Genomic DNA, 14828 nt, shown 5'->3' on the forward strand with positions numbered 1-14828 from the left:
CGTGTCTAATTCAGCGTCTCTAGTGATGGATAACTTACTTGATTTAAAAGTCTTTGTGGATGTTGTTGAAACACTGAGTTTTACGAAATCAGCCGAACGGCTAGCGCTATCACGTTCAGCGATTGGGAAATGTATTGGACGACTAGAACATCGTCTACAAACTCGCTTATTACATCGAACGACACGAAGTATTCATTTAAGTGATGAAGGTCAAGTGGTGTATGAATCTGCCATTAACATATTGCAAGAGATTGAAAGAGTTGAAAATACATTAAGCCAAGGCCAGCAACAACCAAAAGGGTTATTAAGGATAACGGTACCTGTGGTATTTGGAAAACGTTTCATTTTACCTCTCGTTGAACGTTATCTAGCACAATGGGAACAGGTTGAGGTGGATGTAGATTTTAATGATGACTATTGTGATATTGTGCGCGATGGCTTTGATATTGCGATCCGTATTGGCGGAATGGATGATAACCGTTTAGTCCGTAAAGTCTTAGCCCCACATCGGTTAATCACGTGCGCATCTCCTGAATATCTCCGGCAGCGAGGTGAGCCAGTAAACCCGCAAGCATTACAGTGTCACAGTATGTTGGTGTTTAGGCACCGAGGGTATAATGTGTCATGGAAGTATAAAATTAATGGGCATTTGCAAAATTATCCAGCTCAAGGGCGTTTAGTATTAAATGACACCGAGGCTATTCTCGCCGCAGCTATAGAAGGACAGGGGGTGTGCCAGTTAGGCGCATTTTTGGTAAGTGAAGAAATCAAAAAAGGCCGATTAGTGCCAGTGCTAACCGAGTTTTCCCTGCCTGAGTCACCTATTTGTGCATTATACCCGACAAAACGTTATTTACCCCCTAAAGTTCGTGAGTTTTTAGCGCTAATTGATAAGTATTGGCAAGGGCGGGCGATTTGGGAGTGATTATTACGCTAAATAAGTCTGTTTTCAGTCAATTCCGTAGAGCAATTAAAAATCATTGAGATATGATAAATAGTAAGCAAATTGTTTGCTTGAGTAGAATTATTATTAATATATTTTTAGGTTTTATATGATTTACTTTATTTCAGATACCCATTTTTGCCATTCAAATATTATTAACTTATGTGACCGACCGTTCAAGAGTACCAGTCACATGAATGATACGTTGATTCATAACTGGAATGCGTATGTTACTGAGCATGATGAGATCTACATACTCGGTGATTTTTTATACAAAGGGAATGGCGCGGATGCGAATAAAATATTACGTCGCCTAGCAGGAAAAAAATATTTGATTCGCGGTAATCATGATAAATTTTTAGACGACCCTGAATTCGACCAATCGTTGTTTGAATGGGTTAAAAGTTATTACGAGTTGGAATATCAAAAACAAAAATTAGTGTTATTCCATTACCCAATATTAGAATGGCAAGGCTTCTTCCGTGATGCGATTCATTTATATGGCCATGTTCATAATTCAGGGAAAGACCCAGAGCAGTTTAAGCGCTTAGCGGTGTTAGGGCCCCGAGCGATTAATGTCGGCGTGGATGTAAATGATTTTTTCCCTATCAGCATTAAACAGATATTAAAAAAAGCCAATCGTTAACTTTCTTTTTTTGCATACAAATAAACTGAGGCTCTTGAGATCCCTAAGTGCTGAGCCACCGTTTCCATGGATTTTTTGATATCTAACAGGCCTTCATTGCGTAGCACTTCAATTAAGTTTTTTCTTTCGTCTGCTTTCAATGTCCGTGGTGTCGCAGCTAAGGTGGCTGCATATTGGTCAATACGCATGCGAATGGCTTCTGCACCGTTAGGCTCAATATGCTCTTTTATTGGGCTATTACCTACGTCAATAAATTGCGATAACATACTTTGCATACTTCTAAATAATGTCATATCCAGATTTAAGCACAATGCTGCAATGTATTGCCCTGATTCATCTTTAATACCAATCGAAGTGCTTTTTACTGGGCGTCCATCAGAAAATTGGTTGGCGTAATTGGCAATAATGTTCGGAAAATCTGCAGATTCAATTCTTGCATGGCCGAGTTCGGTAGTTGGCTCACCAACTTGGCGACCAGATAAGTTATTATGAATAGAAAGGATCGAGTGTTCCGGATTTTTAAGGTCGTGTACCACCACTTCACAAAAAGGGGCAAATGTTTCACTAAGACCTTGCGCAATAATTTCAACTTGAGCCAGTACTGAATTATCTTTTTGATCTGACATGCTGTTTCCCTTCATCCATCAAGTACTAATCCCTAATTTTAACCTATTTTTAGTATTGCTAACAGATGAAGGGCGGTGATCACTGTGAAACTAATTCTTTATAAAACTAGTTACTTATGAAATTAATTGTGCAAAGTGCTGAATATCAACATTACCACCGCTGACAATGATCCCCACGCGCTTACCTTGGAACTGTTCTTTGTGGGCAAGGGCAGCAGCATAGGACAAGCAACCTGTCGGCTCAACGATAATTTTCATGCGTTCAGCATAAAATTTCATGCGATCAATAAGTTGTTCATCGGTTACAGTGAAAATATCATCAACCTTGTTTTTGATAACAGCAAAGGTGTAGTTACCTAAATGTTGGGTTTGTGCACCGTCTGCGATAGTTTTTGGCGTATCAATGTGCACAATTTCTCCTCGACGAAATGATTGTTGCGCATCATTGCCGGCTAAAGGCTCAACCCCATAAATATGGCAGTTAGGTGATAATTTTCTGGTGGCAATGGCACACCCTGAAAGTAGGCCTCCGCCACCTAAGCAAACGAATAGGGCATCCAATTCACCCACTTCGTCAATCAGTTCTTTGGCTGCGGTACCTTGGCCAGCGATGATATCAGGGTGGTCATAAGGAGGAATAATCGTTAACCCTTGTTGAGCAGCGAGTTGTTGACAAAGCACTTCTCTGTCTTCTTTATAGCGATCAAAGCGAATAACAGTGGCACCGTAACCTTGTGTAGCAGCCACTTTCACCGCCGGTGCGTCATTGGGCATAAGAATGGTGGCTGGAATGTGTAAAAGTTGCGCCGCTAAAGCGATACCTTGCGCATGGTTACCGGAAGAAAATGCAATAACGCCCGCTTTTTTCTGCTCGGGGCATAACAAACTCAATGCATTAAATGCTCCTCGAAATTTAAAAGCCCCCATACGCTGAAAGTTTTCACATTTAAAAAACAGTTCGCCCCCAAATTCTTTATTTGCGGTGGTTGATGTGATAACTGGGGTTTTATGTGCAAAACCCGCAATACGTTGTGCTGCTGCTTCTACATCTTGATAGGTCGGTAATATTAATTCTGACATGACATAACCCCAATGAATAATAAGTAATTAAGCAGACATCGCAACCGCTTCAATTTCTAATGCTGCACCAAAATGAAGTTCAGCAACGCCTGCGACAGCACGGGCTGGGCGGTGATCGCCTATCCACTTAGCATAAATCTGGTTAAACAACGGCCAATTTTCCATATTTGTTATATAAACTCGAACTTGAACCAAATGCGCTTTGCTACAATTAACGGCATCTAAGCATGCTTGTAAATTAGCAAGCACAAGTGTGGCTTGCTCTTGGAATGCTACGTCAGTCATCGCATTGCCAAACTTATCAACGGGTAATTGCCCTGAGATAAAAACCAATCCATTTGCAGTAACACAGTGTGAATAATGCCCTTTTGGAGCAATGAGTGTCGGTGCATTCACACATTCAATAAGTTGATTCATATCTACCTCACCATGCACAAAATACGTTAGTTAGATTTTTAGTCTAATATTAGACTTAACGTTTAGTCAACGTTTTTCTTCGCGAATAAATTTGATGTAAATAGCAATAAACTGTTATCAGAATTATCGTCAACATAATAAAAAGAAAAATAGAGGTATAAGGCAGTTAATTAAATAATTCATTGGGTAAAGGTTAATTATAAAGAGTAAACCTATAGCTATATCCCTATAGGCAGAATTTAAAATCGCAAGACAGGTTTAATGATATATCTTAATTAAAAATGATTAAGAATAATCAAATTGTGACGATATCATTAAAATGATAAGAAGTTGTTATATAAATACTTTTAGGGATATCAGATGGCAAAGTTCACATTTAATCTTCTTTCAATTTTTGGGAAAAAAGAATCACCCGTTGCAGAACAATATTTACAAGAAGCGCTTTTACCTTTGTCTGTCTTAGATGAAGAACTACCTAAAACCGTTTTAGAGTATGTATTAAATGGAAAATCGCCAGAAGTATTGGTTCAATTAAGCCAATTGGATACCGAAAAAGCGGTTATTTTGCTCGATAAACCCGGCACTGTAGATTGGTGGTGGGGAGGGAATAGCTTTAATTCGAGCCAATATAATAAATTAATTCGCCAAGGGGCAAATGCAAGACATAAACTATATTCGAAAGTGGGCGATGGGATTACTTCATCACAAATTGCCCGTTTTGCTAAAGTTTTAGCGGCGGCATGCCAAGATATTAACATCAAAGTATTAACGCCTGAATTACCGTCGTGGGTAAATTATTTAATGGGTGATGCCTTTGCAAAAACCTATGATAATTCGCGGGATACTAAGTTAGAACACCGTAAACATTGGCATTTTGACCTACTAACGGAAATCATCGAACAAGAGACAGATAAACCAGCTAACACTATTTTATATATCATTTTCGATCGCCATCATTTATCTGATTACCATTATGATAACTTAAATCGGTTATTTGCCATTCCAGGATTCAAAGCATATTTAATTGCAGAACAAGCGTTTATTAAGCAGACGTTAGTGAATAATTTATCTGCTGCAGGGCAAATACAGTTAATCAATACACTGAAGAAAGACGTTGAGCTTTATACGCTTTTTGCTGATGTATTAGTTTCTTTTGCTACTAGTTCGTTAAAAACAGTGCGTGCAGCCGCGGAACCCACAATGGCAATTTTACCTGCACAATCGGTAACACAACATTTAACACAAATTTTAACAGGAGGTACGCCAAAACAGCGTACCCAAGCTGCGGATTTGTTTGCCCGTATAGGCGAACACAGAGAGATATTAGCAGCGGCATTGACAACTGAAACCAATAAAACCGTACTGAAAAGTATTGAAAGTGCAATTTCGAGATTCTCAGTAATGGATACTGCCAGCCAAGTTGAAGAGGCTGAGTTGCCTGAGTTCGTTGAATTAGAAGATACACCGCTGCCTGAAAGTGCAAAAGATATTTTAATTAATAATTTCAATGAAATGCTACAAAAGGCAAAGGAAAATGCAGAGAGTGAAATTGAAGAAAACAAAAAACAGAAGCACAGCTATAATTGGGCACAACGACATTATAAAGAATTCCAAAAACTCAATACACAAGCCTGCTGTAAGGTGATTGATAAGCTGAATTCAGGTAAGGAAATTATTACTGACCATGAATATAGCGTGGTGAAATTTAAAGAACGTATTACTAACTTGCCCGAATATACCTTATTCCATGCATTACGTCTTATCAGCCATAACCGAACAAATGAAGAACATTTATCCCATTATCATCTTACACGGGAAGTTCCACCGCGGATTCTCGGGCAAATTGAATTGCGCCAGCTAGAAAAAACGTTAACACAATGCCATTTTAAAAATGCAACACGGTTGATTGCAGACCTTTGTTTACGCTCATATGCCAATGGATTAGCTATTTTTAACCAGCCAGCACAAGTTTGGCCGTTTTTCATTCAATATCCAGATTTTATTGCAGAAGCATTAGGTTTAATTCCTCAACAAGAAACGCAGCGTTATTATCAAGAATATGATGCGGCGAGTGGAATTGATGTCCTTGCAATGTTACCGACCATTCCAGCGCGTTTTATTCCACGTATTATGGAATTGGCCCTTGGGGAAAATAAAACCCACCGCCTGAGTGCACAAAAATTACTAGAGACATTACCGAATATTCACCTTAACGCGGCAGAAGGGTTAGATTCAGGCAAACAAGAAATTCGTGTCACCGCCATTGAATGGTTGGCTCGTTTGAAAAACCCAGAGTCATTAAAACCACTCTATGCCTTATTAAAGAAAGAAAAACGGGAAGTTGTACGGGCGGCCTTGTTAACTGCACTGGAACAATTTGGGGAGGATATTTCCGGCTATCTTGCGCCTAAAGTGTTATTAGCTGAAGCGCAAAAAGGGCTAAAAGCGAAAGCGCCTGCCAGTATGTCATGGTTTAATCTCGATTCTCTGCCAGCATTAACCTGGCAAAATAATAAACCAGTAGAAGCAGATATTATTCGCTGGTGGGTGATTCTGGCCGTTAAATTAAAAATGCCAGCGGGTAATGGGTTACTTCAACGTTATATTGGTTTACTTTCGATAGATAGCCAAAAGAAATTAGGCAGTTTTATTTTAAATAGTTTTATCGGACAAGATATTGCTGGGCCGTCATTAGAAATGGCAATGGCAGAAGCAGAACGTGATGCACCAAAACGCTTAGCTAATTATCAAGATTGGGTGAAACGCTGGCCTGAATATTATAGTCAGTATGAAAACTATACTTTAGAACAGACGTTTAATGAGATAAAAAATGAAGTTCTGCGCCGCTATTTAGGTTCCGCCATTAGTGATAAAGGGATGTTAGCGCTGATTTGTGGTATTGAAGGGCACCTTGCCGTAACCACATTGCGCAACTATATGCGTGATCATTACCAACGTCGCGCACAAATTGAAGCCATGATTGATGCAGTGGCGACAAGTAATGACCCTCTCATCATTCAATTACTGTTGTCTCTTTCTCGCCGTTATCGTACCGCGTCAGTTCAAGAAAAAGCGCGCGGACTTGTTGCTCAAATTGCTGAACGTAATGGTTGGAGCGCGGATGAACTTGCAGACAGAACAATACCGACTGCCGGAATGGATGAAACAGGTATTTTGGCACTTGAATACGGTGACCGTACGTTTACTGCGAAGCTGGACGCACAGCAAAAATTAGTTTTATTTAATCCCGAAGGCAAAGAAATCAAGGCATTACCAGCTGCACGTAAAACCGACAATGAAGAATTGGCTAAAGAATCTAAAAAGCTCTTCACTGCGAGTAAAAAAGAACTCAAGCAAGTCATTGAACTGCAAACGGCACGTTTATATGAAGCGATGTGTGCAGAGCGCCTTTGGACAACCGCAGATTGGCAGGAATATATCCAAGCGCACCCGGTGATGCGTGGCCTTATCGAAAAATTAGTTTGGATAGAAACGAAAGAGAACAATACCCTGAATGTATTTCGTCCATCGGATGATGGCAGTTTATTAAATTTAGATGATGACGAAGTGACGTTATCTGCTGACTCTTACATCAAATTAGCCCATGCTGCATTGGTCAGTGAAGATGAGCGAAAAGCGTGGATAACGCACTTTAAAGATTACAAAGTGAAATTTTTATTTTCACAAATGGAACATAAAATCCCTGATCTGGATCTGAAATTAACTGAAATTGAAGATCGTAAAGGGTGGTTAACCGACACCTACACCTTGCGTGGCGTCTTGACAAAAATGGGTTATCAACGCGGGCAAGCAGAAGACGGTGGGAGTTTTACCCATTATGCAAAACACTTCGCCAGTTTAGGTTTTTATGTCTATATCGAATTTAGTGGTAGCTATGTGCCAGAGGAAAATATTCCAGCTGTCTTATTTTCATTAAGCTTCGAAAAATCACAACAAAGCTCATGGAACCGCAGCTATATCGAGTTAAAAGATATCCCACCTATTTTATTAGCTGAAAGCTATGCGGATTATTTAAAAGTTGCGGATGTGTGTGCAGGTTTTGATCCTGAGTGGGAAAAGAAAACACCTTGGTAAGTGGGTTTAACGTAGGATTTTAGAATGACTAAAAGTAAAACAATAGAAGGGAATATTCTGCGTGAAAGCGCAGAAATTCGTTTTGCCGATGAATTGGCGCGTTTAACCGAAGCAGATAAACAGAACCCGAAACCACAAGGGTGGTTGCGCTCACCTCGTGCTGTTAGGCAATTTATCTTAGGTGATGAATCACTCAATATTTCTGCAAAATTTTTTGGTGATGATGCTTTAGTTGACCGTGCAATTGTGACGTTATTAGGTAAACAAGGGTTAATGTTAGTCGGGGAGCCTGGGACGGCAAAATCCATGTTATCGGAGTTATTAGCCGCTGCAATTAGTGGTGATTCAGGTTTAACCATTCAAGGAACCGCAGGTACAACTGAAGATCATATTAAATATTCATGGAATTATGCATTGCTACTCGCTGAAGGCCCAACAGAGAAAGCATTGGTTAGCTCGCCATTATACCAAGGTATGCAAGAAGGTAAAATTGTGCGTTTTGAAGAGATCACGCGCTGCCCTCCTGAAATTCAAGATGTACTGGTTAGTTTGATGTCAGAAAAGCAAATGATGATCCCTGAAATGAAAGACAATGCACGGATCAGCGCGAAGCAAGGGTTTAATTTAATTGGTACAGCAAACTTGCGTGATCGTGGCGTTCATGAAATGTCATCAGCGTTAAAACGTCGATTTAATTTTGAAACGGTACGGCCTATCCAAGATCCCGCATTTGAAATTGAGCTGATCAATAAGCAATTAACCGCAGAGTTAGCTGACCTCAATGGTCAAGTAACCATCCCAAGCAACGTGATCGAGCTGTTGGTCACCACGTTCCAAGAATTACGTTCAGGAAATACCAAAGATGGGGGCAATATTAAAACGCCAGACGCGGTGATGTCGACAGCTGAAGCCGTTAATATTGCTTATGCATGTGCACTTGAAGCCCATTACTTGGGTGATGGCACACTCAATGCAGGAGCAGTTGCACGCCAGCTTATTGGCGTGGTTTTAAAAGATAACGCAGACGATATCAAACGGATGCGTTATTACATTGATAATGTCGCGAGAGAAAGGGCGAAACATAGCCAAGAGTGGAAAGCCTTTTTTGATGCTTCGAGGGCATATTGGCAATAAAGTTTTATAACAAGGGTAGAGCTACTATGGTTCTACCAACCCTTCGTCATGATGACTGAATCAGTACAAGGCCATTCAAGACGAATAACCCTTAGGGAAATCAGCGGTGAGCTTCTGCTATCTATACCTTTACCAAAACGCATTGAAAATGCATTACACGACAGGCAACAACTTGAATCAGCCGGTATCTACTTTGCACCTATTCGGCATCATAGTCCTGCATGTGCATACAGCACGTTGTCGTTGATTGAACACATCGAACCTGACTATGTTTTAATCGAGGGGCCCGATAGTTTTAATGGGCTACTGGCGAGCTTATTACATCATGATACTCAGCCACCTGTCGCTATTATGGCACAAACAGAAGTAAAACCCGCACAGGTAGAAGATAAAAGTGACACTGTCACTCGCTCTGCATATTTTCCTTTCTGTGAATATTCCCCTGAATGGCAGGCGTTACAAATCGGTCAGCAACACCAAGCCCAGTTGCGTTTCATTGACTTACCATGGACAGCGCAAGTTAATGAAGACGAAGCCAATGATTTGCAATCTCAAAGTTTGCAGAAAGAGCGCTACTTAGCCCATAGCCTATTTATTAGCCAGCTTGCGAAGAAAAGTGGTTGCCGTGACCATGATGAATTATGGGAACAAATTTTTGAATTGCGGGCGATTGAACAACTCGCGGATTGGCAGACATTTTTCATGGATAGCTTTATTTGGTGTGGATTGGCACGACTTGATTATGAGCCCCAAGTCCTTGAGTCAGAAGGCTCCATTCAGCGTGAACACTATATGCAAGCACATATCCAGACTATTAAAGCCCAGCACCCACAAGCTAAAATTGTGGTGGTGACGGGAGGGTTCCATACACTTGCACTTATTGAAGGGTTAGAAGAGGCTCGTAATCAACAATTTAAGCTTTCTGCGGCACAGCAAAAAACGTTTATTCAACAACAAAAATTGGGCGAACAAGACAAAGCTTGGTTTATTCGCTATAGCTATGACAAACTCGATGCATTAAATGGCTATGCATCCGGCATGCCTTCTCCTGCATTTTACCAACAATCATGGTTGTCATTATTGCAGCAGCGCCAAGCACAGTTGACAGGCGATAGCCAGCCTACGCAGGCTTATCGAAACTGTTTAGGTGTTGCCTATCTTTCTAAAGTTGCGAATATCTTACGTGAAAAGCAATTTGAAGCGGCTCCTGGGTTTTTATCGGTTAAACTTGCTGCAGAGCAAAGCATTCGCCTTGCCGTCTTTCGTGGGCATGCAGGCCCTGGGCGTTATGACCTGTTGGATGGGTTACAAAGCGTTTTTATCAAAGGTAGCTTAGATGAAAGCCAAATTGAACTTTGGCAGGAAATAAAAACCTGTTTTTCCGGCTTTTTACTCGGAAAAATTCCCAAAGGGACCGCAACACCTCCGTTAGTCACTGAAACTTATGAAATAGCAAAAAGCTTTCGTTTCAAACTTGATGACACATTAACTAAGGTGAGCCGCTTAGATGTTTATCGTAACCAACAACATCGTGCGCGCAGCCGATTTCTGCATTTATTAGCATTTCTTGATATCCATTTTGCTAAGCTTCTGTCTGGGCCAAACTTTTTGTCTGGTAACCAAATGGATTTATTATTTGAAGAATGGCAATACGCGTGGACGCCCAATGTTGAAGGGGAATTGATTGCATTATCGGAAAAAGGAACGCAATTAAAAGCTATCGCGTTAGCCCGTTTGTTTGAAATGGAAAAAAACTTAGAACAACAAGGGATTAGTCGCTCTAGCCAAAGTGCAGTTGCACTCCTTATGCAAGCCGCATTAATTGGGTTACATCAACGGACGCCCGCATTATTTTCTTTGTTGGATGGTTATATTCAGCAGGATACAAAGTTTGAATCATTGATTGCTTGTGGCCATAAACTGGTTCATCTATGGCGTGGGCGCCAATTCTTTGATATTGAAGATGGTTTTGCTATTGAGGCGCGTTTAGATGCCTTATTACAACAAGCATTTTATTGTTTTGCACAAATTACACAAGGGGATGAACAGCAGCAAGAGCTGCATTTTTCAGCATTACTTTCTTGCCGTGAATTAATCACTTTTATGCCTGAAATTAATAAAAACCATGACTACACCAATGATTTTTATCAGGCATTAGACCGTTGTGAAGGTCAGTTAAACCAGACACCTCTTTTAAAAGGCGCAGTGGATGCTTTGCGTTACCTTGGGGCGAAAATTGATGAAACCGTCCTGACAGATGAAATTAGGCGCGCGTTCAGCACAGGCAGTGATCCTGAAATGGCAATTGGCTATTTTATCGGTGTGATGCGAACCGCACCAGAGTTAGTCTTACGAATACCATTATTAATTGATATGTTAAATCAGTTGCTTAGTGAATGGGATGAAGGGCGTTTTATTCAGGTGTTACCTGATTTACGGTTTGCGTTTAGCCAGTTAACGCCTAAACAAAATGCACAAATGGCACAATATGTGGCACAAGACTTGGCGATTGAGGCAAAAGAGCTCACATTGCACCAAACAGAATTTAATGAACAACAGATGATGGAAGTGATTCAACTCGAACAACAATTACAGAGCCAGCTGATTGAACTAGGGTTACAGGATTGGTTTGCTCGTGCTCAGGATGACAAATAATGAGTCAGAAAAATACGACATTAACCCCTGAACAACTTCAATTGGCTAAGCGCTGGCGCTTAGTACTCGGGCAATATGCTGATAACGCACTGGGCCAAGCCATCTTTAGTGCTGAAGAGTTGAAAATAGAATGTTCTTTGGATTTTTTATATCGCCGAGAATACCAACGTCGAGGTTTAAAACAAGAAGCTGGGCGCCACGGCTCCTTAGATGCTTCCCAATTAACGGCGGTTAACTGGTTAAATCAAGCACGTAAATTATTTCCTAATAGTACCTTTGAGCGGATGCAATCCCAAGCGTTAGAACGTTATGAGATCAGTAGCTTATTAAAGGATCCGCAGGCGCTCAATGCCATGGAACCGACAAAATCCCTCGCAAAAGCCTTGTTAAGCTTACGTGGAAAAATGAATGAAGAAACCCGTGATGCCGTTAAAAATATTATACGTAAAGTGGTTGATGATATTTTAAGTCAAATGCGTAACCAATTTCGTCACGCATTAACAGGGCGGCGTAACCGTTTTCAACGTTCACTGATCCCAAATAGTCGTAATTTTGATTGGCGAGGGACTATCGCTGCCAATTTGAAGAATTACGATAAGCAAAATCAACGGTTAGTCATCAAAACACCTCATTTTAATTCTCGTCAGCAACAGCATTTACCGTGGGATGTGATCTTGTGTGTGGACCAAAGCGGCTCGATGGCGAGCTCTATTATGTATGCCGCTGTGTGTGCGAGTATATTGGCAGCATTGCCGACAGTGCGTGTCTCTTTAGTGATTTTTGATACTCAAGTGGTAGATTTAAGCCATCTTGCGCATGATCCCGTTGAAGTGTTAATGACAGTGCAACTGGGCGGCGGAACAGATATCGCTAAAGCCATGCAATATTGCGAAAGCTTAATACGTAACCCAAAACGTACCGTGATTAGCTTAATTAGTGATTTTGAAGAGGGTGGCGCGCTGAATCATTTACTCAATTGCACACAGCGTTTGCATAGCCAACAAGTGAAATTATTAGGTTTAGCTGCGTTGGATGACGAGGCACTCCCTGTTTATGACCCTGAAATTGCCCAAAAACTCGCAGATAGAGGGATGCATGTTGCAGCATTAACACCGGAGCATTTTGCGCAATGGTTAGCAGAGGTCATGCAATGAGTTGGAAAAACAGTTACCTACAGTATGACGACGACGCGTTAGTCGTATTTGCGAATGTGGGGTTACTCAGGCGTGCACGCAAAGATGTTGAAAACCAAAAGGTTAATCCAACGGACTTAAACCTTGGGACATTCACGAGTGATGGGCAATGTGTCTCTTTAGATGCGCAAGGGATCCAAAAAGCCACTTGCGATTGCCCAGCAACGGGATGCTGTAAACACATTTTGGCAGCAGTTTTATGGGTTCAATCGAATACAGCCGCAGAAATGACTTTAGCAGAGCCGGTAGCTAGTGAAACGGTGTTGAGTGAATTATTAGCATTATTACCAGAAGACCTAATCAAACAAACATCGAAACCTGATGTTCGTTTAGCGTTGAAATTTATGCAGCAATGGCAAGATAAAGAACTGGTTTATGAAGCACAATCTAACCAGTTAAAAATTGGCCTACCAGAATATGATGAGCCAATTATTTATATGCGAGGTAGCGGTTTGCAGGGCATGATTTCATCAATACCTGAAAAACAAAAAAATGCAGTTCATCTCGCTATTATTGCAAAATTAATGCTTCAGCATGGCCAACAATGGCAATGGCCAGAGGAGATAAGCGTAGGTCAAACTCATCAACAAGAGCTTACCCAAGATGACAAAATAGTGATGGGTTCAGTTGAGCAATTCATTCAGGATATGTTACGACAAGGGCTATCGCATATTAGCCAAAGCAGTGCTAGCCAGTTGCAATTACTGAATATGTCAGCACGTGCGGAAGGGCTGCCTCGCTTAGCCAATTATATGAAACGCCTTAGCCAGCAAGTTAAGCGCCTAGCCGACAAACATTTTACGATGGATGAAGGGCAAGTTTTACGGTTAATTGCTGAAATATCTGCTTATATGTATCAATTATCAACAGCCAATGAACATCAGCTTATGGCACTCAAAGGGTTACAAAGACGGCAGTATACCGACCAACCCATAGAGTTTGATTTGCTGCCTATCGATGCGAATTGGTGGAAAACAGATAGCGGTGCGATCGGTGCTACATTGAGTTTTTGGGATCAACAAAATAAAAAAATTATTCAATGCACACAGGGGCGTGGAAATAGCCTTGACCCGACGTTTAACCGACAAAATGTTTGGCAAACCTTGGCGTTATGGAAACATACCGCAGTAAGTTTGATGAAAAGCCCCTTTAAATTGCATTTACCAAGGTTATCAGAGGAAGGGAAATTATCAGCTAGCGGTGAAAGCTATGCAGTTAGCTGCAAAGAAAAAGGATTAACAACTGATGATTATCTTAGCATCAAAGCTGAATTCGGTTATACCGACTGGCAATCCGCAGCTAACGAATTACCGACATTTATACAAGAGAATAGGTTTTCGCCCATTTTATTGCATATTACTGATTATGAGCCGCTCTATTGGGATGAAACCGAACAATGTGTATTGTGGACGGTGATTGATTCACAAAAAAACAGGGCGTTTTTACGGCTAAATTGGCAAGGAAGTGATGACCATAAAATTGAGGAATTGCGTTTTATTACAAAGCAGCAATGGCCAATTTGTGCTGTGACGGTGCAGGTGAGCCATTCACAAGAAGTGCTTCAATTAATCCCCAAAACATTATGGTTAAAAAAAGAACATGGTATTGAGCTGTTCTATTTAGATTTTGAAAGTACACCGCGTAAGAAACAACGTTCTGGTTTTTTTAATAAAATTATCGAATATATGGTGAAAAAACAGCAAAAAAACCAAGTTTTTGTACCTGAATTAACGTTGGCTAGTCAGCTTGTTCGGCCGCTACTTTCGGAATTAGAAACTCAAGCATGTACAGGAAGGCAGCGTTTATCTCAGACTCAACAAGATGAAATAGCGTATGTCGTTAGAACACTTGAAGATTTGGGGGCGCTTTGGTTGGCTAATCAGTTCAAACCTTTGGTGGCTTCCGGCGCTATACAACCCCAATTACTTTTACAATTAGTTTATTTATGTGACCATTTTGAACGGTTACAAATGCCATTACCTTTTCAATTTAGCCAATAACATGAGGGGAGGCATTCCCCCATGTTATGTTCAACACAA

The 14828-nt window shown here is 40.8% G+C and carries 10 protein-coding genes; 7 read left to right on the forward strand and 3 right to left on the reverse strand.

The genetic code is table 11. The features are described from left to right. Position 1 precedes the first annotated feature (1 nt). On the forward strand, positions 2–925 hold the full coding sequence (locus PSF28_RS08460; protein WP_272684916.1) for a LysR family transcriptional regulator: 924 nt from the start codon (positions 2–4) through the stop codon (positions 923–925). Between the two features lie 127 nt (positions 926–1052). Beyond that, on the forward strand, positions 1053–1589 hold the full coding sequence (locus PSF28_RS08465) for a metallophosphoesterase family protein (protein WP_115167240.1): 537 nt from the start codon (positions 1053–1055) through the stop codon (positions 1587–1589). Here the strand turns inward: PSF28_RS08465 and PSF28_RS08470 are convergent. The 3 genes from PSF28_RS08470 to PSF28_RS08480 all read right to left on the reverse strand — a co-directional run bounded on the left by PSF28_RS08470 (position 1586) and on the right by PSF28_RS08480 (position 3712). Continuing rightward, a complete protein-coding gene (locus PSF28_RS08470; RefSeq protein WP_210840462.1) occupies positions 1586–2215 on the reverse strand; it encodes a helix-turn-helix transcriptional regulator in 630 nt (209 codons plus the stop codon). The genes PSF28_RS08465 and PSF28_RS08470 overlap by 4 nt on opposite strands. A gap of 114 nt (positions 2216–2329) precedes the next feature. Further along, positions 2330–3295: a threo-3-hydroxy-L-aspartate ammonia-lyase gene (locus PSF28_RS08475; RefSeq protein ID WP_210840461.1), complete on the reverse strand. Its 966-nt coding sequence runs from the start codon at positions 3293–3295 to the stop codon at positions 2330–2332. A gap of 27 nt (positions 3296–3322) precedes the next feature. Beyond that, positions 3323–3712, reverse strand: a complete 390-nt coding sequence (locus tag PSF28_RS08480) for a RidA family protein (RefSeq protein WP_210840460.1) — start codon at positions 3710–3712, stop codon at positions 3323–3325. 360 nt (positions 3713–4072) lie between these two features. Between PSF28_RS08480 and PSF28_RS08485 the strand changes: the two genes are divergently transcribed. The 5 genes from PSF28_RS08485 to PSF28_RS08505 are packed head-to-tail and all read left to right on the forward strand — an operon-like array spanning position 4073 to position 14789. Then, positions 4073–7807 carry a DUF4132 domain-containing protein gene (locus PSF28_RS08485; protein WP_272684917.1) on the forward strand — a complete coding sequence of 1245 codons (3735 nt, stop codon included), beginning with the start codon at positions 4073–4075 and terminating at the stop codon, positions 7805–7807. Positions 7808–7831: 24 nt separating this feature from the next. Continuing rightward, the gene (locus PSF28_RS08490; protein WP_272684918.1) at positions 7832–8941 is read left to right on the forward strand and encodes an ATP-binding protein; all 1110 of its coding nucleotides are present in this window, start codon (positions 7832–7834) and stop codon (positions 8939–8941) included. Between the two features lie 51 nt (positions 8942–8992). After that, positions 8993–11596 carry a DUF5682 family protein gene (locus PSF28_RS08495; RefSeq protein WP_272684929.1) on the forward strand — a complete coding sequence of 868 codons (2604 nt, stop codon included), beginning with the start codon at positions 8993–8995 and terminating at the stop codon, positions 11594–11596. Next, entirely contained in the window at positions 11596–12750 is a 1155-nt protein-coding gene (locus PSF28_RS08500) for a VWA domain-containing protein (RefSeq protein WP_272684919.1), read from the forward strand. The genes PSF28_RS08495 and PSF28_RS08500 overlap by 1 nt, the downstream gene beginning before the upstream one ends. After that, on the forward strand, positions 12747–14789 hold the full coding sequence (locus PSF28_RS08505; RefSeq protein ID WP_272684920.1) for an SWIM zinc finger family protein: 2043 nt from the start codon (positions 12747–12749) through the stop codon (positions 14787–14789). The genes PSF28_RS08500 and PSF28_RS08505 overlap by 4 nt, the downstream gene beginning before the upstream one ends. The last annotated feature ends 39 nt before the right edge of the window (positions 14790–14828 follow it).

The organism is Providencia sp. PROV130, from assembly GCF_028482225.1.
Classification (GTDB): domain Bacteria; phylum Pseudomonadota; class Gammaproteobacteria; order Enterobacterales; family Enterobacteriaceae; genus Providencia; species Providencia rettgeri.